The organism is Kastovskya adunca, from assembly GCF_059505785.1.
The window spans coordinates 1-19,930 of sequence record NZ_JCACLG010000019.1 but is presented as its reverse complement, the minus strand read 5'-3'; the positions used below and the strand labels follow the sequence as shown (position 1 = coordinate 19,930).

The window sequence follows — 19,930 nt, the reverse complement described above, 5'->3', positions numbered from 1 at the left end:
TTAAACAGCATAACATAGTCTTTAAGGAATTCAAATAAATGTTTGCAAGGAGTGTTATTCTCTCTCTCCTTGGTGGTTAGCCTCCAAATTTTCGTGGGGCGTTGTAGGCGCTGGGGACTCTGGCTGTTATTAGCCGAGGGAAGTCGCTCTCATCGTAGATTTCGCCCACTAGTTCCTCCAAGATATCCTCTAGGGTCACTAAGCCAACTGTGCCGCCGTATTCATCAACAACAATCGCCATATGCAACCGCTGTTGTAGCATTTCCTTCAGCAAGTTAGTAACACGTTTGGTTTCCGGTACATAAACAGGAGAGTCCATCGCTTCTGTCACTGGGACATCGTGGCGTCCTTCTTTTTGGGAGACGGTAAGCTGCTGTAAAGCACGCTTAAGGTTAACGATGCCGACAATTTGATCTTTAGATTCTTCCTGGATGGGAATGCGGGTATGACCAGTTTCCAAGCAGAAATTGATTAAAGCTTGTAGAGTAGCTTCGTGGGAAATTGTTCGCATCTCAATACGGGGCTTGACTAAGTCACGCGCACTGAGGCTATCTAACATCAAGGCTTTACTGAGGAGTTGGTGTTTATCTAGGTCAAGTTTGCCTTTACCACCCAACACCTCAATCATCAGCTTCAAGTCTCGAACCGACTCGCCTTCTTGGACTACACCGCCTTGGAAAAAGCGAATCGCCGTTTGAGCGATCGTTTCTAGAAAGTAGATGATGCCAAAGAAAGATAGAAAGCGGGACAGCCAGTAGATAGGACGAACGACAATGGTAAAAATAGGTAAGACGTTGTTGATGGCTAAAGATTTTGGTGTAATTTCGCCAAAAATCAACACCAAGAACGTTACAACCGCCGTTGCCACCCCAAGACCAGCGCTGCCTAACCAGATAGCAAATAAGTTACTGGTTAAAATCGCTGTAAAGTTGTTGACTAAGTTGTTACCGACTAAAAGCGTAGTGATGAACCGCGATCGCTTTTCTAAAACGAGACGAAATACACCACCAGGATCGCCCCGGTCGTTGATTAACGCTCTCAGCTTTAGGTTATCCAGGGCAGTAATTGCTGTTTCTGAACCGGAAAAGGCGGCTGAAAGGACTAGCATCAACATCAGAATGGAAATGTCTAGCCAAACACTTCCCAAAAGTGGGCTACCAACATTAGAAACAGCAAGCATAGATGGTACTGGCAAAACAATCACGCTGAAATGGCAGGGTCTGATGGATGAAAGCGTACCAGACGCCACTGGTAAAAAGATTGAGAAATTTGTCAGGGAGATTCAATCTTAATTTAGGAGTACTGAAATTGGCAGCGACAAGAGCAATTGAAGGCAGCAATTTTCCTTAGGTTACACAACATCGAAGGAAAACCAGAGCAAGCCAGAGCCAGCTGAAAGAATTTTCACTGCTGACTTGCCCTCTCTATTTGGCTTATAAAGAGAATTTATTGGCTAGATCAGCCACCTGAGGAACGGTTAGCTCACGGTATAAGCAGTTTGCAGTGCCCACCAAAGGAGAAAGCCGATGCCGCCTAGCAATACAACCGCCGAGACAATAACTACGGTGGGTCTATCCGCTCCCTCAAATTTCATGATGCCACGGTTGAGATCTGACATATCTCTTAATTACTCTCCTATTTGAGCGTGGTAACAACTTGAATATATCCTGCTCTACTCTAACGAGCAAAATCTGTGAGCGTATAACTCGCAGGGGTGAATTGATTAGTGGAAATGGCACCTTTTAAAAAGCGATCGCCTTAACATAACCTTGACACCGCTACCTTAATTAGGACTCAGCTATTGTCTTGGGTACTTGTAAGTTTTAAGAACGGGATGTGATCCCATTTTTTTTCGTCAATCGTGGCATTATGATCGCGCTCAAGTTTACATCCGCAACACGGGGACAACTATGTCAGCATTGAAAGATTGAGAGCGCAGGCATTGAGGAGTAGCAGATTGAGACTATTGCTGTTGAGTTTGGTGTTTGGGGTGGGGCTAGTAGTTGCCTTGGAGGTTGGCTTAAGGGTTCTATTTGGTTTTGGCAATCCCCTGACGTATATCTCCGACAAGGAAATTGGATATTTGCTTGCCCCTAATCAGCGCACGCGTCGCTTTGGCAATCGCATCATGATCAATGATTATTCAATGCGGAGTTCAACGATAGATGCGACGCGCTCTCCAGCGTGTCTGCGGGTGCTACTTTTAGGTGATTCTGTTGCTAATGGTGCCTGGTGGACAGACCAGGACAAGACTCTCTCTGCTTTAATGACGCGACGCCTGAAAGTTGACTTACCGAGCTATCACGAGGTGGAAGTCCTCAATGCCTCTGCTAACTCTTGGGGCCCCCGGAATGAACTCGCCTATCTCAGGCGGTTTGGTACGTTTGAGGCTCAGGTGGTGGTGTTGCTGATTAACACAGACGACTTATTTTCTACTGCACCAACGTCTATTCCTGTCGGACGCGATCGCAATTACCCTAGCAAAAAAAACCCCTCAGCCTTAGCGGAAGTATTTGAGCGCTACTTTACGAAAGCTCCCCCTATCCCGGAAATGAAAGCGGTCAATAGTGAAGAAGGCGATCGCGTTGGGTTCAATTTGGAGGCAATCCGACAAATTCAACAACAGGCTAGCAACGATGGTGCTCAGTTTCTCCTGGGTATGACACCGTTACTAAGAGAATTGGGCCAGCCTGGTTCCCGTGATTATGAGCAGCGAGCACGGTCGCGCCTGCTGGAACTGACACAAAAGGAACAAATTCCCTATCTAGATTTTCTACCCAGCTTTAACGATACTCCAGCCCCAGCGTCGTTGTACCGCGACCACATCCACCTCAGTCCTGAAGGTTACCAAAGAATCAATGGAGCGATCGCGCGATCGCTTCAGAAACTACTACAGCAATCTGAGGAGTCCTTTAATGAGGGCGACTCTAGGATCGGCACTGGAGACTAAGGATTAGCAAAGGGGAGGATTGGCGAGGTGGGCAAAAAGGCCTCTTTTCTCACCGTTCGCTGCTGATCAATCTAAGCGACTTCCCCTTCAACCCAGTGAAGCAGGAGTAATTGGCTAATAGGAGACGCTCATTGTGGAAGAGTTGATCTGGCGATTGTCTTTGTCGTTCTGGTGCCAGATTTGACCATCTAGAGCCATCTGTTCAATCAGACTCGCTAGACGGAGCGCCTTTAAGGCTTGTTCACCACCCACTGAGGGTTGATTACCGCCTCGCACACAGTTAACAAAATGCTCTAATTCGGCGTGCAATGGCTCAATATTGCTGGTGTAGACCTTTTCAATTAAACCATCTTGCCGATAAAGCACCTGACCGTAGTCAGTCCTACAGTTGGCTGTCGTTTGCCGATGGATCAGAATCTCGTTGTTAAGAAAATCTGCCTCAGTTAAAGAGTTTTTGCAGTGGGCGGCAATCCGACGAATTTTTCGGTGCGTCACCTTGCTTGCTGTCAGGGTAGCGACAATACCGTTGGCAAAACCTAGAGTGGCTGTGACGTAATCTAAGTAGCCGGAATCCGACGCCCGACTGCCACTAGCGGTTAGTTTGGTCACGGGTGCTGCTGCCAATTCTAACAGCAGGTCAATATCGTGAATCATCAAGTCCAAGACGACGGAAACATCATTAGCTCGATTGGAATAAGGACTCATGCGGTGAGCCTCTAGAGCTAGTAATTCTTCCGTTTTTAAGACTTGGCTGAGTTCCTGAAACGCTGGGTTAAACCGCTCAATGTGCCCCACTTGTAGAATACACTGAGACTCTGCCGCTGCATTGACGAGCAATTCTGCCTCAGCAATGTTAGCAGCGATTGGTTTTTCAATCAGTACATGAACCCCCGCCTGCAAACAAGCTAATCCCACGCTGTGATGTAAGCGGGTCGGGACGGCGATACAGACTGCATCCACATAAGGGAACAAGTCACGATAGTCTTCAAAAAAGCGTACACGATACTTGCTTGCCGTATCTAAACCGCGTTCAACATTTATATCTGCCACACCCACCATTTCAACGTCTTTGAGAAGACTTAAAACGCGAGCATGGTGTTGTCCCATGTTGCCAACGCCGATCACACCAATCCGAATGGGTTGCGGCTGATTGCGTTGCAAATGGGCTTCTGGATGTCTTTGGCTAATGCTATTTTGCACTCCTGTTCTGCTCCTCCACCACTGGAACTACGTCAATTTGCCATCCTGAGCCGCCTCAAGCCATCCAGATACTACCACAACACCTCTAAATATAAAGAATCTCTAAGTTTTGCTGAAATTTCTAAAATAAAGGAGGTCTTTGGCGCGGTCAGTCCTCTTTTATTGTGGTTTTATCCGCTCTGAGAGGATTTTCGGATGTGTCAGTTTCTCGGTCGTCCATTTGATGGAAATCGAGGGCTAAGTTTAAAGAACATGCGGGAGAGTGTATGCAAGTGAAAGCTGTAGTTTTGTTATCTGGAGGCTTAGACTCTTCTACGGTGCTGTATCAAGCCCTTCAGGATGGTTGTGAATGTTATGCCCTTTCGTTTGACTACCAGCAACGACATCGCCGGGAATTAGAGGCGGCGGCGGCGATCGCGTCTGCTGCTCAGGTCAAAGAACACCAGGTGATCACCTTTGATTTGCGGCAGTGGGGAGGATCGGCTCTAACAGATAATAATTTGGATTTACCGAGCGATCGCTCTTTAGGCGAAATGTCTCAAAATATCCCAATTACCTATGTTCCTGCTCGCAATACCATCTTCCTGAGCTTTGCTTTGGCTTACGCGGAAGCCGCAGGTGCAGAACGAGTTTATATCGGGGTCAATGCTTTAGATTATTCCGGCTACCCAGATTGCCGCCCTGACTACATCCAGGCGATGCAGGAAGTATTTCGACTGGGAACGAAACAGGGGCGAGAAAAAGAAGCGATCGCCATTGTCACTCCCCTAATCAACCTCAAAAAAACTGAAATTATCCAGATCGGAAATCAACTAGGCGTTCCCTGGGAGCAAACGTGGTCATGTTATGCCGGAGGGGAGCTGGCTTGTGGAGTCTGCGACTCTTGTCGCTTACGATTTGCGGCTTTTGAAGAATTAGGGCTAGAAGATCCGATCCTTTATGCCCAAAGGTAGAGGAAAGATGGGGTGAGACTAGTTTAATTATCTGAGTCTTCAACGGAGGTATCACCATCTTTGTTAAATTCGCTGTTTAAGGCAGTCACCTTGGCGACTGTTGTATCCAGGGAGTCTGATTCCAGGGGAAAAGTGCTATTTGCCTCGTCAGGAGGGGTTATATCGTGGCGATGAATGCGGATTTTTTGCAGACGGGGGCCTTCCACTGACACCACAGTCAAGTCTAGGTCGTCATATCGCAGGGTTTCGTCTTGGGTCGGGACTTTTTGAAACTGGTAGAGCAAAAAGCCGCCTAGCGTTTGATATTCGTCAGTTATCGGCAAATTTAAGTCCAACAGTTCGTTGACTTCTTCCAAGTCCATTTGCGCCTGCACGAGGAAGGTTTGCTCGTCCAGGATTTGGACAGGTAACTCTTCTGTACTTTCGGGTTCGGGATTTTCACCGATAATTTCGGCAACCAAATCTTTAAGGCTGACTAACCCGGCTGTACCGCCGAACTCATCAACCACCATTACCATTGCTAAATGCGATCGCTGCATTAGCGGTAGCAGTTCGCTGAGGGGCGTGAATTCTTGGACAAACCGAGCCGGACGAATCCAGGACTCGATTGATGTTTCCGGGGTGATTTGTCCTTTGGCAAGGGGTTCAGCTAGCTCTTTAAAGTAGATAATGCCCCGAACATCATCAAGGGATTCCCCCATAACGGGATAGCGAGAGTGCCCAGTTTCAGCAATTTCTTCTAAGAGGATCTGGAATGTGGCAGTGCGGGGAATCGCGGCAATACTAGTACGGGGTACCATTACTTCCCCTGCCGAAACCTCCCCAAACTCAAAAATGTTATTGAGAAGTTCCCGTTCTTCCGCTTCTAGTCCAGTGGATTCTCGTTCTGTGGTGATAATTAACTGCAACTCTTCTGGAGTAACACGGTTATACCAGCCTTGCCCGCTGTACTGGATACCCCCCAGCCGCAAGAGACACTGAGTAGATTGATTCAAAATCCAGATGAAGGGAGTAAACACGCGGGCAATTACGCCGATGGAGGGCCCTAAAAACCGCGCTAGATCTTCTGAATAAATCAGGGCAACTGATTTTGGACAAAGTTCACCTAAAACAATTTGGAGATAGGCGATCAGAAAAAAAGTAAGGGGAATGGCTAAGGAGTGGGAAAGGCGCTGACTCCACTCTAAGGAGAGCGGCAACTTCATCAAGTAGGACGCCACTAGAACCGCCATCGTATTTTCACTAATCCAGCCGAGGGCTAGACTAGAAAGCGTAATCCCGATCTGTGTAGTTGACAGCAGTCGGTCGATACTGCGTTGCAGTGACTGAACTGTCTTTGCTTGGATGTCCCCCGCATCGACAAGCTGATTAATTCGCGATCGCCGCACCGACACGATGGAAAACTCGGCGGTGACAAAAAAAGCATTGATTGCTATCAAGAGGAAGATTGATAACAATCGCAACAAAATGTCTCGACTAGTGAGATTAATTGCCGTCCTCACCGCTAAGAAAACCAAAGGGTCGGAAACCATAAAAAGCGCAACTTAGGCAAAAGGCATGGAGCAAGCAAAAAATTGTGACTTTTACCTTGCCGTTGGTTTACCTCGCTACAGGAATCTCAGACATGTTCAACCGAAGTTTTTGATCGGGATAATCTGTCAGGGTCAGAGAAAGCTTTTGGGCATCCTCTAGCAAAGCGGTCGGAATACTCACTGTACCAGAAAACTCTTCTCCATTAGCTGGAACTTCTCCTGGCAAACCCTCGGTAATCGCACTTAATGCACGTCCTTGGTCATCGGTGACGTTTAAGAAGCTATAAAGAAAGCGAACTGCATCACTCCCTTCGTTCTTCAATCTCACTTTTAGCAGCAACGAGCCGCCTTCTTGGCTAGCCGAGGTAACGGCTAGGGAGACGCCTCGATCTTCGCTTTGTATCGGGAGCTGGATATTAGAGCTTGTACTGGTAAAGGAGGCTTGCGTGTTGAATGCGTCTGAACTAGACGACACCGCCTCTTTTGCTTCCGGCTTGCTGCTTTGCTTTGTTTCCTCTTTCGCTTCAGAGTCTTTGCCCTTGCCGTTAATATAGGCGTGGACATTCACGAGAATGTCCTCTTCACGCAACATTGCAACTCCTTCCTTACCGGAAGACGCTTGCTGTTTACCCGCGAACTTTTTAGTAGGACGGACATCTGGTTGGGTAACACCTTTGAGGGCTTCATGACCAAGCGTAAACCCCCACATTGCACTTACAAATCCGGCACCCAACATCATTGCCAGTAGGATTAAAGTGAGTGCCACAGTTGAATTTAATTTCATCGGTGATTCAAGTTACTCCGAGTTGCTGCACAACTTGCGGCTAGGTTACGCCTGCTTTGACATCCTCCCGTCGCTAATTCGGAGTACCGAGTATAGCGGGGGAGCCATTCATCTCGCCGCCAAAGCCTATTATGGCGGGAGCCTTCTTGTGGTTGAAGGTAAAACTGACAATTGGACATTAGCAGAAGCGCGATCGCCACATGCTGTGTTATTGGTCACAAACAATTACTTGATTGTTTTAACACGTACTGCCAGAAAGTTAATTTACATCAGTTGTATCTTATTCACAACGATTGTGGCGTAATCGGAATAAGTTACAAAGGAATAAGCCTCCACACCAGGCATTCTGAACGTTACATATTTTAAGAGGGGCGAGGCTCAAACCCATTAGGAGATGAGCCAGGGGGTGCACACTCAGATTACAATAGGTAGAGTAACCAGGGTTGGCCGAGCGGTTGAGGCAGCGAACTCATAATTCGCCCCAGGCAGGTTCAACTCCTGCACCCTGGATTTAAAAAACCTGCAGGTTTACCGCAGCTCACCATCAGCCGTTAACGTGGCAATGGTGATTCAAAGAAAAACTCACTGCCTTCTACCGGACCGAGGTAGCCCTCATTCGGACCTACAAAACGGCGGGATGCAGGTAGTAGCCGAATCGAAGTGTCGTAGGGATTAGGTAGATCCGGTGTTCGCAGTACGGGATCGCTAGCCACTTGCTGCTCTAGCAAATCTCTGTAAATATCCTCAACTAGTTCGGCATCTCGCTCAAGCTCTAAATCGGGGAAACCTGGCCCAATGATGAATTCAGCCTGTCGTTGAGGCGAACGGTTGCGGAAGAAGTCTCCCGATTCGTTAAAAAAAGCGCGTTCAAAGAGATTGGGAATGGTCTCGAGACGGCTGGGTGTGCCAGTAGGTGCGTCAATACCGAGAGTTCTCGGACTGACAGGAACGTTGGGAGTGAGAGTAGCAGGAGCCGCTTCAGTGCCAAAAGTTCTTGGACTAACGGGGACATTAGGGGAAGTTGGGGTAGCGTTAACACTTCCTGCGCCGGGACTAGAAGGGCCGCCACCCGCGATCGCCGAGGAGGCAAATACACTAGACGAGGCAGCAACAACTAACGTACCCAGTAATATAGTCAACCGCATTTGCATAATACTCACCCACACGTTTTCTCAATAATATCTGATATGTAGCAGCGCTAAATCATTCGTGAAGGCGATGTCCCCGACTGATTAAAGAAGTCAGGGATCTGAGCCACTGGAAGCTTACAACTCAAAATGAGGTAAGTATATTGTTAGGAAAATTTTCGGCGCTTGCCCATTCCTGACGTTATTTGCCGTAAGTAATGATCGACAACATTCAAGCAACACTTAATCCCGACGCTTCAACGGATTTAACTTCCCTACGCCAGTTCTTACTGGATTTATTTTGCCAATTTGCTTATAAGGAGGGGGATTTTGTCCTCTCTTCTGGGCAGCGTAGTAGTTATTACATCAACGGCAAACCTGTTACCCTCCATCCCTATGGAGCTTTAGCCGTCGGTCGTCTTCTACTGGCTCAGTTACCCGCCGACACGCAAGCCGTAGCGGGTTTAACTTTAGGTGCAGATCCGATTGTGGCAGCCGTTAGCGTGGTTTCTGCTTATGAACAACGACCGATTCCAGCACTGATTGTGCGGAAAGAGGCAAAAGGGCATGGCACGATGGCATACATTGAGGGGCCGACTTTGCCCGAAGGTGCGAAAGTCGTCGTTTTAGAAGATGTTGTCACGACGGGGCAATCGGCGATGAAAGCTGTTGAAAGACTGCAAGCCGCAGGTTACAGCGTAGAGCAAGTGATTTCCCTGATCGATCGTAAACAGGGGGGTGCGGAGTTTTACCAGTCAGTGGGGCTGAAGTTTCAAGCCTTATTTTCCATTGAGGAAATTCAAGCGCGATTTGCTGCACAGCAGTAAACACCAACAACTAAGGGCACGGTATACCGTGCCCCTACTACAGACAAAAAGCAGAAGTTAGCTTTGCGCGATCGCTTCTTTATCTTTCGCCAAAAACTTCTCCAGTTCCGTCAACGCATCGGCATCAACTTTCGTTTGCATTGGGCAGAACTTCGGCCCACACATCGAGCAAAACTCAGCGGTTTTGTAGATGTCGGCGGGTAGAGTTTCGTCGTGATATTCCCGGGCGCGTTCGGGGTCGAGGGAGAGTTCAAACTGACGGTTCCAGTCGAAGTTGTAACGGGCTTGAGAAAGTTCGTCATCGCGATCGCGTGCTCCCGGACGATGCCGTGCGATATCTGCCGCATGTGCCGCAATCTTGTAGGCAATTAACCCGTTCCGCACATCTTCCGCATCCGGTAGTCCCAGGTGTTCCTTGGGAGTCACGTAACACAGCATTGCCGTGCCGTACCATCCCGCCATTGCCGCCCCAATCGCTGAGGTGATGTGGTCATAACCGGGAGCAATGTCCGTCACTAGCGGCCCTAGCACGTAGAAGGGGGCTTCTGAGCACTCTTCCATCTGCTTTTTGACGTTGAACTCAATTTGATCCATTGGGACGTGTCCTGGCCCTTCCACCATCACCTGCACGTCATGTTCCCAGGCTTTGCGGGTCAATTGTCCTAAAGTTTTGAGTTCGGCTAATTGAGCGGCATCTGAGGCGTCGTGCTGACAACCGGGACGTAGGGAATCTCCCAGACTGAAGGAGACGTCGTATTTTTTGAAAATTTCGATGATGTCTTGGAAGTGGGTATAAAGCGGATTTTGCTTGTGATGATGCAACATCCACCGTGCCAGAATGCCGCCGCCGCGAGAAACAATCCCGGTGATGCGATCGCGCACTAAAGGCAAATGCTCAATTAATATCCCGGCGTGGATAGTTTGATAATCTACCCCCTGCTGTGCGTGCTTCTCAATGATGTGGAGAAAGTCATCAGCCGTGAGGTTTTCAATCGTGCCGTGGACGCTTTCTAAGGCTTGGTAAACTGGCACCGTACCAATGGGAACAGGCGAGGCGTTGATAATTGCCGTGCGAATCTGATCCAGATTGCCGCCGCCAGTGGACAAGTCCATGACGGTATCAGCGCCATACTTCACAGCCAGCTTTAGCTTATCGACTTCTTCGTCCAGATTAGAAGAGTTTGGAGAAGCACCGATATTGGCATTCACTTTGCACTTAGAGGCAATGCCAATCGCCATTGGTTCTAAGTTGGTGTGATTGATATTAGCCGGGATAATCATCCGTCCCCGTGCCACTTCATCACGAATTAACTCAGCCGGGAGGTTTTCCCGCTGGGCGACATAGTGCATTTCTTCTGTGATCACACCCTGCCGAGCGTAGTGCATTTGAGAGACGTTGCTCTCGCCTCTTCGTTTAGCAATCCATTCTGAACGCATATTGTGTTTCCTCTAGTTACAGCTTCCCTCCGCTGGTGCTAACCAGTCTCAGGTTCTCAGGGTGTAATCTCAGCCTGGTTGCTCAGGCACCCCTAGCTATCTATGGTTGAGAATTGTATCACTATTATTTTGGTCAGGATGGAATGGGATGAGTAAATCTTTGCTCAACTCAGCAAATCTTCATCGCCTAACACCTAATGTCACAAAAGGCATCAGGTTTTACTAGCGATTCCCTGAACGACTTATCGTCTTGTTGGAAATAGAGGCGATCGCAGTTTTATTGCTCATGATGCCGATCTTAGTGCCAAGTCACTTCCTGGTTTGACATTACTGGAGATCGCTAAACGAGATCGAAGAGAAAAAACAATGAATTTATTGCAGAGTAATTGAGATAGCGATCGCCCTTGAGAAAGTAAAATCATCCTAAATCTTAAGGTAAAACTATGAGCTTTCAATTCACTCTTAACCAAGGACAGTTGTTGCTCGTTAGATTCTATCCTTTACTGTTTTTATTGTTAATTGCTTTTATTTGGAAGTTCAACCTTTAGTCTCACTTAGACTATTTGTTCTTTCTGCTAGTTTTATACATTCTAGGAGGTCTATTTTTTAAGTTATCTCTACAACAGTAGGGAAGTAAAAGCAAAATAAGAAAAGAAACCGCTCACTAATAGTATTAATGGCACCCAGAAAACGGCGGCTTTTTCTGAGAGTTGGGAGATTTGAGTGCAGCCACTGTAGAGGGTGAAAATGGTGTAGCAACCTGCAAATATGGTAAGAATTGGCATGGTGCTACTGGGCAAGAAATTAACAAGACTGCTGAGGAGAAGAAGAAGAGTCAAAGGTAGAAGTGCTGCGCCTGCTAGAAAGGTGTCGCCAGCAAAACTATTTCCACTATGGCGCAAAAGCCCCCTGACGATCGCGATCGCAAGTCCTAAGCTGATGAAGGGAACAGCGCCAACAAAAATTAGACTAAGGATTGACAGGTTGTTAATTAGATCCTGCCAAATTAGGTAAATAATGCTGACGAAGCAGAAGTTGAAAAATAGGGCATAGGTAATCCCCACTGCGATCGCCTGTTGTTTATCGAGATGAGAGAAGGCATGGGGTAATCCTTCAATGGGATTGAAAAGAAAGAGTTTGGCAACCGCCAAGGCATTACTTAATGCAGAATTTGCCCCTGTAGGAACTTTTAATTTCTGGGAAAATTTACTTAATGGCGATTTCTTGCGGTTGAGGTTTTTCAGCGTATCTCGTGCCAGCTTGTGACCAGCGAGATCGCCCTGTTTGCGAAATAAAGCGGCGGCTTTCTTTAAATCCCCTGTAGCCGCCGCGCGATCGCTTAAATCGTGATGAGCTAAGCCCCGGTGATAATGAGCTTGGGCATAATCGGCTTCTGTGGCGATCGCCTGATTGTACGCTTCAATTGCCGCTTGAGTGTAGCCGAGGCGATAACGCGATCGCCCCCGGTAGTAATGCGCTTCGGCTAAGTTGGGATTAATTTGCAATGCCAAATTGCAGTCTTCTAGCACGCCCCGATCGTCACTGACTTTGTAGCGGGATGCGAGGCGCTTCATGTAGGCTTCGACAAAGCCAGGATTTAGCTCTATGGCTGTAGTGTAATCAGCGATCGCTCCTTCATAGTTTCGGTTGAGGGCTTTTTCTACTCCCAGAACATAGAAGGTGTGAGCATTCTGTTTTGTGGGGTTGTCCCCAGTCTCGTCTAAATCATCCCTCTGCTCTGCATGAGAACCGAGAATCAGATGGCATAAGGCTTCATAAGCCTCATGAATTTCCTTAAAGCGTTCAGCCGCCACCCTATTCCCTGGATTTAAGTCAGGGTGGTACTGGCGAGCAAGACGCCGATACGCATGCTTGATTTCTTCAATCGTGGCGTCTGTGGAAACTTCGAGAATTTCGTAATAGTTGCGAGAAGATTCCGACATGTTACTGAGAGCAAAAGTCAGGATTAAATACTAGCGTGACACGCTGAGATAAAAAGTTGCAAAAATAGCCTAATCGGGACACAAAACTTGCTGGTTTTGACGTTACTGGGAAATGTTGACCGGATGCTTATCAACGCTCACCCGCAGCGGCTCCCAGTTCCTGTAAACAAGTTGCTAGTTTTTGCGATCGCTGTCGCTGTTCTGTCCTAGGTTTAATTAGATACTGCTACTTCATACTCCACCCTAAATCTACTACCCTAGTGAACGCAACTCCGTACTAGGTAGCAGGTGGCGATTCTGTCGTAGCAGGAACTTCTTCAATGGGTGAAGGAGAAGCAGAGGGTGATGGGGATGGGGATGGGGATTCTGTAGAAGTAGGTGTGGGCGTTGGCTCCTCCGGCTCCTCAGCTTCTGCTTTTCGCTGCTTGGCGATCGCAATTAACTCATTCAACCGCCCGCGCCAGTAGCGTTGCTCTGGGAACTCCGTATCTGTTTCATAGGCGATCACATCATCCCAGCGTCCTTGATTGAGAGCTTGTTCCAATTCGCTAAATTTCGTTTCTGCAAACGACCATTCTTTCTGCCAACGGGCGATCGCTCCTTGAGCATCTCTGTAAGCAGAACTTCTAGAGGGAATCGATCGAGCCTCAGCCAACGCTGCATTTAAGTCTCCTGACTGATACTTCTCCGCAGCAGTAGCTAAAGTACGCGCTCCATTATCAACAGGCTTTGGTTGAGCTGGGGTGGGCTTAGGCGGGGATGGTTGTACCGCTTGCACCGAATCAGGACAGTCAACATATTGACTATCGTTAAACACCCAACCACTTTGGGGTGAACTAATCTCTACCCAACCATTTTGCTGATTGCCAGTTAAGGCGAGAGTCGTTCCTTTGCTAACCCTGCCAATTACATTGTTATTGCTTGTTCCCGGTTCAGAGCGGACATTGAGTGAGGGAATGACCACCGTGCAACTTTCCTCTGAGGTGACTACCCCGGAATTGTTATTAGGATTGCCAGCTAAATTCTGATCGATCCGGCGCTGTTGAATCGCGTAAGCCATTGTAATGACGGCAACGGTAACCGCCGCAATACTCGTAAAAACAATAAACGGCAGCCTGCTTTGAGGAGAAGTCGGTGATAAGTTGGCGGGGGCTATTGGCGGGGGAGGAGATGCCGCCGGGATAGTGTACTGTCCAGAAGAATTCGCGGGTGGGTAGGAGTTGGAGGGTGGGGCTTGTGTGGGGAAGCGTTCAGACGGGTTAGTGTACCCCACTCCTGGATACTCAGGGGAATTCGGGTGCTGCGTCGCGGGGAAAGGAGCATTGAGCTGTTGCAGGGCTTGCAGCGCTTCGGCTGCTGTTTGATAGCGGTCTTTGAAGTGGTAGCACACCATTCGAGTTAGCACGGCTGCTAATCCTGGACTGACTTTGGTAAGGTGCTGCCAAAGGATTTCACCTGTGTGGCGGTCATCCGGTAACTGACTCGGCATCAACCCTGTGAGCGCTTGAATGGCAATGACACCTAAGGAGTAGAGATCGCTGTTAGGGCGGGGTCTACCTTGAGCTTGCTCGGTTGGCATATAGCCAGGGGTGCCAATAGCAACAGTAGCTGCACTGAGTTGTGCTTGCGCCGCCGCCGCCATGTTGGGAGTCCGGACTTGCTTAACAGCACCGAAGTCAACTAAGACTAATTGGCGATCGCTAGTGCGTCTAATCAGATTGTCGGGTTTGATGTCGCGGTGAATGACACCCTGGCTGTGAACAAATTCCAGGATAGGTAAAATGCTTTGCAGTAGCTCAATGACTTGGTTTTCCGCCCAACGCTTGCCAGGAGGCAATTCAACGCTGAGGGGATGCCCGTCAATGTAATCCTGTACGAGGTAAAACTCCCGTTCTTCCTCAAAATAAGCCAGCAACCGGGGAATTTGGTCATGATGCCCCAATTTTTCCAGGGTTTCTGCCTCACTAGTAAACAAACGTCTCGCCGTTTGCAAGAAGTTGGCATCGCGACTAGCAGGCTTAAGGTGTTTAACAACGCAGACTGGATTTCCAGGGCGTCGAGTGTCTTGAGCTAGGTAGGTTTGTCCAAATCCACCAGCCCCCAAAACTTGGACAACCTGATAACGCCCGTCGAGTAACTTGCCTAACATGAATCCCCAGTTGAAGTATGAAGGGTGAAGGATGAAGTATGAAACATGAAGGATGAAGTATGGAGGGACACACCTAAGGATTTAAATTTCAATCTTGGCACATTAGGAAGCGGGGGTGATGGGGAGCGGGGGAGCAGGGGAGCAGCGGAGCAGGGGAGCAGCGGAGCAGGGGAGCAGCGGAGCAGCGGAGCAGCGGAGAAAATAACCAACCCTATTCATCCTTCACCCTTCACCCTTCATACTTCATCCTTCATGTTTCATACTTCATACTTCATCCTTCATACTTTCTCCCCGACTCAGGACTCACCGACTCAGGACTCTGTCTTTTATCCCACCGGGGTAGCGGCACCCAGTTGTAGTGAATAGAGATTGGCGTATACTCCCTGTTGAGCCATCAATTCAGTGTGGGTGCCTTGCTCGACAATTTGACCTTCTTGAACGACTAATACTTGGTCGGCTTGAGTAACGGTGCTGAGGCGGTGGGCGATGACAAAGCTGGTACGACCGGAAAGTAAACGCGCGATCGCTGCCTGAACTAGTGCCTCTGTCCGCGTGTCAATGCTACTCGTCGCTTCGTCCAAAATTAAGATGCGAGGATTCACCAAAACCGCACGGGCAATGCTGATTAGCTGTCGCTGTCCCTGACTAAGACTTGCCCCACGTTCGCCTAAAAGGGTGCAGTAACCTTGGGGTAGAGACGTGATGAACTCATGGAGATTGGCAACTTGGGCAGCGGCTTCAATCTCGGCTTGGGTTGCTTGCGGACGACCAAAGGCAATATTTTCCGCAACGGTACCGCCAAATAAGATATTGTCTTGCAGGACAATGCCAATTTGACGACGCAGACTCGCCTGAGTCACGCGGCGAACATCAACACCATCAATCTTCACCGCCCCTCCAGAGACATCGTAGAAGCGCAAAATTAAGTTAATGATGGTACTTTTACCTGCCCCCGTTGGCCCGACTAAAGCAATCATCTGCCCTGGCTTGGCGTGGATATTCACTCCTTTGAGAACAAGTTGGTTCGGGTTGTAGCCAAATTTGACGTTCTCAAACCGTACATCGCCCTCAATTGCAGGCATTTCCACCGCATCGGGCGCATCGTTGAGTTGAGACGGTTCATCTAAGAGCCAGAAAATGCGCTCTACCGCTGCCAAAGCTGATTGCGCCTGGGTATAGAACTGGCTGAGGATTTGGATCGGTCGGAAAAACTGCTGGACGTAGAGTAAAAAGGCGGTCACTGTTCCCACCGTTGCTGCGCCAGTTACGGCAAGGTAGCCGCCATAAGCGAGTACGCCCCCAGTTGCTAGGGTGTTGAGAAAATCAATTGAGGGTAAAAAGGCTGCCGTAATTGCCACCGCGTTGACATTGGCGTCGCGGTTAGCCGCATTCAGCGCGTCGAACTCAGCAATATTTAGTGATACCCGATTAAAGGCTTGTGCTTCTCGAACGCTGCTGATGCCTTCTTCTATCTTGGTCGATAGATTGCCAATGGTTTGCCGGGTGAGGCGAAATCGCTGCCTTGCCCAACGAGCAAATAAGCTGGTAGTGACAATCATTAACGGCACAACCAAGTTGCTCAATATACCCAGTCGCAGGTTAATGGCAAGCATGGCGATGATAATACCCAGCAAGCTGAAGAAGTTGCCCAACATTTGCGCGATCGTTCTGCCAAAGGTCTGATCGATGACGCTCACGTCGTTGAGCAGTCGGCTCATCAAGTCCCCGGCTTCGCTGCGGTCAAAGTAGCTAATTGGCAGGCTTTGGACTTTGAGGAAAATGTCTTGGCGCAGTTTTGCAAGCATATTTTGCACAATCCAACCCACCCGGTAAATCTGGGCGCGGATTGCCAAGATTCCCCCAATGTAGACCGCTACCAGCACAACTAGAATCATTATCAATCCCTGTAAGTTGCCAGGAACGATTAGATTGTCAATTGACCAGCCGATTAAGAACGGCCCTAGTGCTTGCGACGCTGCACCGATCGCCACTAAAGTTAAGGCGATAAAGACTTCTTTTTTATAGGGTTTCAGATACTGCAAAAAGCGTTGCAGGGTTGAGAGTTGCCTGCTGGCTTTTTGCTCGGGTGCAACAATGGGGCTAGAACCTCTCATCTTTGCTCCTTACAATTACGGTTTGAACTGAAGCACAAGCGTGTAGTTTGGCGATCGCTTGCGCCTATACTTTCGCCGACGCCTCGATCAAATTCCAGTTGCATAGCAGTTTTGGGCAAACGACTTTTAGCATCATCACCCCTTTGGCAGGAAAACACACCTCCCTCTAGCGTGACTCAAAGAGGCGATCTCACCTTCACGAATCTGCGGTAATTATCGGAAAAATTCTAGACAGGTTGAGGGATGAATCAGGGGAAAAGGGTATGGCGATCGCTTGATTAGGAAGAATAATCCGTTTGACACTATAACCAAATTTCCCCAGTAAACCTTGATAAGGTTCGCTGTTCACTTCTAAGTGATTTTCTAGTAAGTTAAAAATCCAATAATTAGTAATCCCTGCTTCAGCATAAAGGGATAATTTTTCTTCTTGGTCATAACTCACAGAAGAAGCTGAAATTTCAATGATCAGCAGGACATCTTCGGGGCTAGGGTGAGAATTGAGATAATCATCAGCGCGATTTTGGACAATTGTAAAATCTGGTTCGGGTTCGCTGTCTGGGGGTAAAACAATGGGAGACTGGCAACGTAAAGTAGCGCGATCGCCTATCTGTTTTGGCAACTCCCGCAGTAATCGCGTTAAACAAACCTCATGAGCAGTTCCCTTGGCTGCCATTTGAATGATTTGTCCGTGGATTAACTCAACGCGATCGTCTTCACTAAAGAAACCTAATTCTCCTAAACGATTGTATTCTCCAAGAGAGAAACGTTTGAGAGTAGTGGAATTCATAAGTTTAGGTATTGGGATTTAAGGTATTCCTACTCAGACAAGACTATGTTTTTTAACTTGTGACTCTAGAATTGAGCCGTAGAGAGGACTCCTTCGCATCAGTTCCTCATGGGTGCCTTGGGCGACTAATTGTCCTTTGTCTATTAGTAAAATGCGGTCAGCATTGCGGACTGTCGTAATCCGTTGGGCAATGACAAAGGAGGTGCAGGTATGCTGTTGCATGAGGTGATCAAGAGCATCTTGAATCTCGGCAGCGGTTTTGGCATCAACGGCGGAGGTGCTGTCATCGAGAATCAGAATTTTGTAGTCCGTGAGGAGAGTCCGCGCGATCGCGATCCGTTGCTTTTGTCCCCCGGATAAACCAACTCCCCGTTCCCCAACTATCGTGTTATAGCCATCGGGTAAACTGCTGATGAAGTCGTGAATTTGGGCAGTTTTGGCGACTTCGATCACTTGTTCAATGGGCGCATCCGGTACCGCGTAGGCGATGTTATCGCGCAGAGTGCCAGAAAAGAGGGTGGTTTCCTGGAAGACGATGCCAATACGCGATCGCAAACTTTCCAGTTGAACATCCCGCACATCTCGCCCATCGATGCGAATCGCTCCCTCAGTCACATCGTAGAAGCGGGGGAGCAAGTTAATAATCGTACTTTTCCCAGAACCTGTCATCCCCAGAATGGCGATCAATTCTTTTGGCTTTGTCTCAAAGGAAATCCCTTTTAGCGCTTCTGTAGACGCGCCGGGATAGCGGAAATGGACATTTTCAAAGGCGATCCGACCGCCGCATTTCTCAAAGGGTACAGCATCAGGGCGATCGCGAATTTCTATCTGTGCATCCACCACCTCATACACTCGTTCTGCCGAAGCCGCCGCTTGAGCAATCACCGGAGCAGCAAAGCCAATCAGTAAGATCGGCTGGAGGATAAATAGCAGGTAGGAGTTAAATGCCACCAACTCGCCAATCGTGAATGTTCCCCCAATCACCTGTGCGCCGCCATAGCCGATGACCACCACCGTAATTAAGTTACTGATTAAAAAGATTAGCGGGAAGGTGTTGCGGATAGCACTAATCGTCTGCATGTTCACCGCCATCAACTCATCATTGAGCTTGGTGTAGCGAGACCTTTCCACAGGTTCGCGGACAAACGCCTTCACCACCCGCACGCCGAACAAATTCTCTTGCAAAACGGCATTGAGGTCGCCAAGTTGTTCTTGGACTTGCCCAAAAAGCGCTTGATTTTTTACAAGAAAATTCGCTAACAGTAATGCCGCAATCGGCACTAACACTAAGGTAATCAGTGCCAATTGCCAGTTCATAATCAGCAAGATTATGGCGACGCTGACTAATGTCACGACAGAACCCACCACCTGAATCAAGCTCGTACCCACAAATGAGCGAATTTGTTCGACATCGCTCGTGATGCGAGTCAGCAGTTGAGAGGTTTGTGCTTGATCGTGGTAGCTAAAACTCAGGTTTTGGATTTTATTAAATATTTTGTTTCGCAAGTCATACGCCACTTCCTGGGAAGCTTGTTCTGACCAAAAACTCTGCCCAAAATTGAATAAACCCCGTCCAATGGCAACCACCACCATCAAAACGGCACTGTAGAAAACGACTTGCAGGTCTTGCTGGGCAATTCCTTGGTCGATACCCCAACGAAAGAGTTGCGGTGTCACCGCATTCGCCGCCGTCAGCAGCAGCAAGCTCGCAAAAGCACCCAAAACAATGAAGCGGTAAGCCTGTAAACTGACCAGGACGCGCTTAAGAGCTTGCATAGTAGAGAAAATCCTTCTTCAGTCGGCTTATTGATCGCGATCGCGGAATACCCCATCCGTCTATACGGTAGGGACGGAGCGGAATATTGTGAGGATGCGATGTTCTCATAATATTCAATTTGATGCGTGGCTGACTAACTGATGCCGTGAAGATGCACATATAGCACCTCGCCTTATAGGGCGCGGACACTCCTGATTCCTCAAGGAAGCGTGCTAGTTGAATCTTGAACTCACCGACTCAGCACTTCATTACTCAGGACTTTGCTATATCTCATCGCTATCCCTTGAAATGAAACTCATAAAAAACTCCGGGAAACCCATCGGCTTTTAGCCGTGGGAGGAATAGGAGGG

At 48.4% G+C, this 19,930-nt stretch carries 17 protein-coding genes, 1 tRNA gene and 1 riboswitch; of the genes, 6 read left to right on the top strand and 12 right to left on the bottom strand.

The annotated features are described in order from the left end of the window. Nucleotides 1–76: 76 nt before the first annotated feature. A complete protein-coding gene (locus tag AC5JR3_RS06110) occupies nucleotides 77–1,204 on the bottom strand; it encodes a hemolysin family protein (RefSeq protein WP_495844125.1) in 1,128 nt (375 codons plus the stop codon). Between AC5JR3_RS06110 and AC5JR3_RS06105 the strand changes: the two genes are divergently transcribed. Beyond that, complete coding sequence (locus tag AC5JR3_RS06105) at nucleotides 1,125–1,292, top strand: hypothetical protein (protein WP_495844129.1); 168 nt, start codon at nucleotides 1,125–1,127, stop codon at nucleotides 1,290–1,292. The two genes, AC5JR3_RS06110 and AC5JR3_RS06105, sit on opposite strands and share 80 nt — an antisense overlap. Before the next feature lie 185 nt (nucleotides 1,293–1,477). On the opposite strand, the gene AC5JR3_RS06100 is transcribed toward AC5JR3_RS06105, so the two are convergent. After that, nucleotides 1,478–1,618 (bottom strand): hypothetical protein, encoded by a 141-nt coding sequence (locus AC5JR3_RS06100; RefSeq protein ID WP_495844040.1) that lies wholly within the window; start codon nucleotides 1,616–1,618, stop codon nucleotides 1,478–1,480. A 339-nt stretch (nucleotides 1,619–1,957) separates the two neighbouring features. Here AC5JR3_RS06100 and AC5JR3_RS06095 point away from each other — a divergent pair, with 339 nt between their 5' ends. Next, the gene (locus AC5JR3_RS06095) at nucleotides 1,958–2,950 is read left to right on the top strand and encodes an SGNH/GDSL hydrolase family protein (protein ID WP_495844039.1); all 993 of its coding nucleotides are present in this window, start codon (nucleotides 1,958–1,960) and stop codon (nucleotides 2,948–2,950) included. Between the two features lie 114 nt (nucleotides 2,951–3,064). Here AC5JR3_RS06095 and AC5JR3_RS06090 read toward each other — a convergent pair whose 3' ends face one another. Continuing rightward, nucleotides 3,065–4,150 carry a Gfo/Idh/MocA family oxidoreductase gene (locus AC5JR3_RS06090; RefSeq protein WP_495844037.1) on the bottom strand — a complete coding sequence of 362 codons (1,086 nt, stop codon included), beginning with the start codon at nucleotides 4,148–4,150 and terminating at the stop codon, nucleotides 3,065–3,067. A 272-nt stretch (nucleotides 4,151–4,422) separates the two neighbouring features. Here AC5JR3_RS06090 and queC point away from each other — a divergent pair, with 272 nt between their 5' ends. After that, nucleotides 4,423–5,103, top strand: coding sequence for a 7-cyano-7-deazaguanine synthase QueC (gene queC / locus AC5JR3_RS06085; protein ID WP_495844123.1), 681 nt, complete (start codon nucleotides 4,423–4,425; stop codon nucleotides 5,101–5,103). 23 nt (nucleotides 5,104–5,126) lie between these two features. Here queC and AC5JR3_RS06080 read toward each other — a convergent pair whose 3' ends face one another. Next, the gene (locus tag AC5JR3_RS06080) at nucleotides 5,127–6,635 is read right to left on the bottom strand and encodes a hemolysin family protein (protein ID WP_495844035.1); all 1,509 of its coding nucleotides are present in this window, start codon (nucleotides 6,633–6,635) and stop codon (nucleotides 5,127–5,129) included. Between the two features lie 67 nt (nucleotides 6,636–6,702). After that, nucleotides 6,703–7,419: a hypothetical protein gene (locus tag AC5JR3_RS06075; RefSeq protein ID WP_495844034.1), complete on the bottom strand. Its 717-nt coding sequence runs from the start codon at nucleotides 7,417–7,419 to the stop codon at nucleotides 6,703–6,705. On the opposite strand from AC5JR3_RS06075, the gene AC5JR3_RS06070 reads away from it, so the two are divergent. Together AC5JR3_RS06070 and AC5JR3_RS06065 are read left to right on the top strand one after the other, a co-directional pair. Further along, nucleotides 7,391–7,723: a hypothetical protein gene (locus AC5JR3_RS06070; RefSeq protein ID WP_495844032.1), complete on the top strand. Its 333-nt coding sequence runs from the start codon at nucleotides 7,391–7,393 to the stop codon at nucleotides 7,721–7,723. The two genes, AC5JR3_RS06075 and AC5JR3_RS06070, sit on opposite strands and share 29 nt — an antisense overlap. 133 nt (nucleotides 7,724–7,856) lie before the next feature. After that, nucleotides 7,857–7,929, top strand: a tRNA-Ile gene (locus tag AC5JR3_RS06065). Nucleotides 7,930–7,970: 41 nt separating this feature from the next. Here AC5JR3_RS06065 and AC5JR3_RS06060 read toward each other — a convergent pair. Then, nucleotides 7,971–8,579 (bottom strand): hypothetical protein, encoded by a 609-nt coding sequence (locus AC5JR3_RS06060; protein ID WP_495844030.1) that lies wholly within the window; start codon nucleotides 8,577–8,579, stop codon nucleotides 7,971–7,973. 185 nt (nucleotides 8,580–8,764) lie between these two features. Here AC5JR3_RS06060 and pyrE point away from each other — a divergent pair, with 185 nt between their 5' ends. Next, nucleotides 8,765–9,373: an orotate phosphoribosyltransferase gene (gene pyrE, locus AC5JR3_RS06055; RefSeq protein ID WP_495844028.1), complete on the top strand. Its 609-nt coding sequence runs from the start codon at nucleotides 8,765–8,767 to the stop codon at nucleotides 9,371–9,373. A 57-nt stretch (nucleotides 9,374–9,430) separates the two neighbouring features. Here the strand turns inward: pyrE and thiC are convergent, their stop codons facing one another. The 6 genes from thiC to AC5JR3_RS06025 form a co-directional block, all read right to left on the bottom strand. After that, nucleotides 9,431–10,810 (bottom strand): phosphomethylpyrimidine synthase, encoded by a 1,380-nt coding sequence (gene thiC, locus AC5JR3_RS06050; RefSeq protein WP_495844026.1) that lies wholly within the window; start codon nucleotides 10,808–10,810, stop codon nucleotides 9,431–9,433. A gap of 7 nt (nucleotides 10,811–10,817) precedes the next feature. After that, nucleotides 10,818–10,914: riboswitch (TPP riboswitch) on the bottom strand. Nucleotides 10,915–11,427: 513 nt separating this feature from the next. After that, nucleotides 11,428–12,753: a DnaJ domain-containing protein gene (locus tag AC5JR3_RS06045; RefSeq protein WP_495844024.1), complete on the bottom strand. Its 1,326-nt coding sequence runs from the start codon at nucleotides 12,751–12,753 to the stop codon at nucleotides 11,428–11,430. 277 nt (nucleotides 12,754–13,030) lie between these two features. Continuing rightward, nucleotides 13,031–14,902, bottom strand: coding sequence for a protein kinase domain-containing protein (locus AC5JR3_RS06040; protein ID WP_495844022.1), 1,872 nt, complete (start codon nucleotides 14,900–14,902; stop codon nucleotides 13,031–13,033). A gap of 326 nt (nucleotides 14,903–15,228) precedes the next feature. After that, a complete protein-coding gene (locus AC5JR3_RS06035; RefSeq protein WP_495844020.1) occupies nucleotides 15,229–17,016 on the bottom strand; it encodes an ABC transporter ATP-binding protein in 1,788 nt (595 codons plus the stop codon). Between the two features lie 196 nt (nucleotides 17,017–17,212). Beyond that, entirely contained in the window at nucleotides 17,213–17,803 is a 591-nt protein-coding gene (locus tag AC5JR3_RS06030) for a Uma2 family endonuclease (RefSeq protein WP_495844018.1), read from the bottom strand. A gap of 33 nt (nucleotides 17,804–17,836) precedes the next feature. Then, complete coding sequence (locus AC5JR3_RS06025) at nucleotides 17,837–19,579, bottom strand: ABC transporter ATP-binding protein (RefSeq protein ID WP_495844017.1); 1,743 nt, start codon at nucleotides 19,577–19,579, stop codon at nucleotides 17,837–17,839. Nucleotides 19,580–19,930 lie beyond the last annotated feature (351 nt).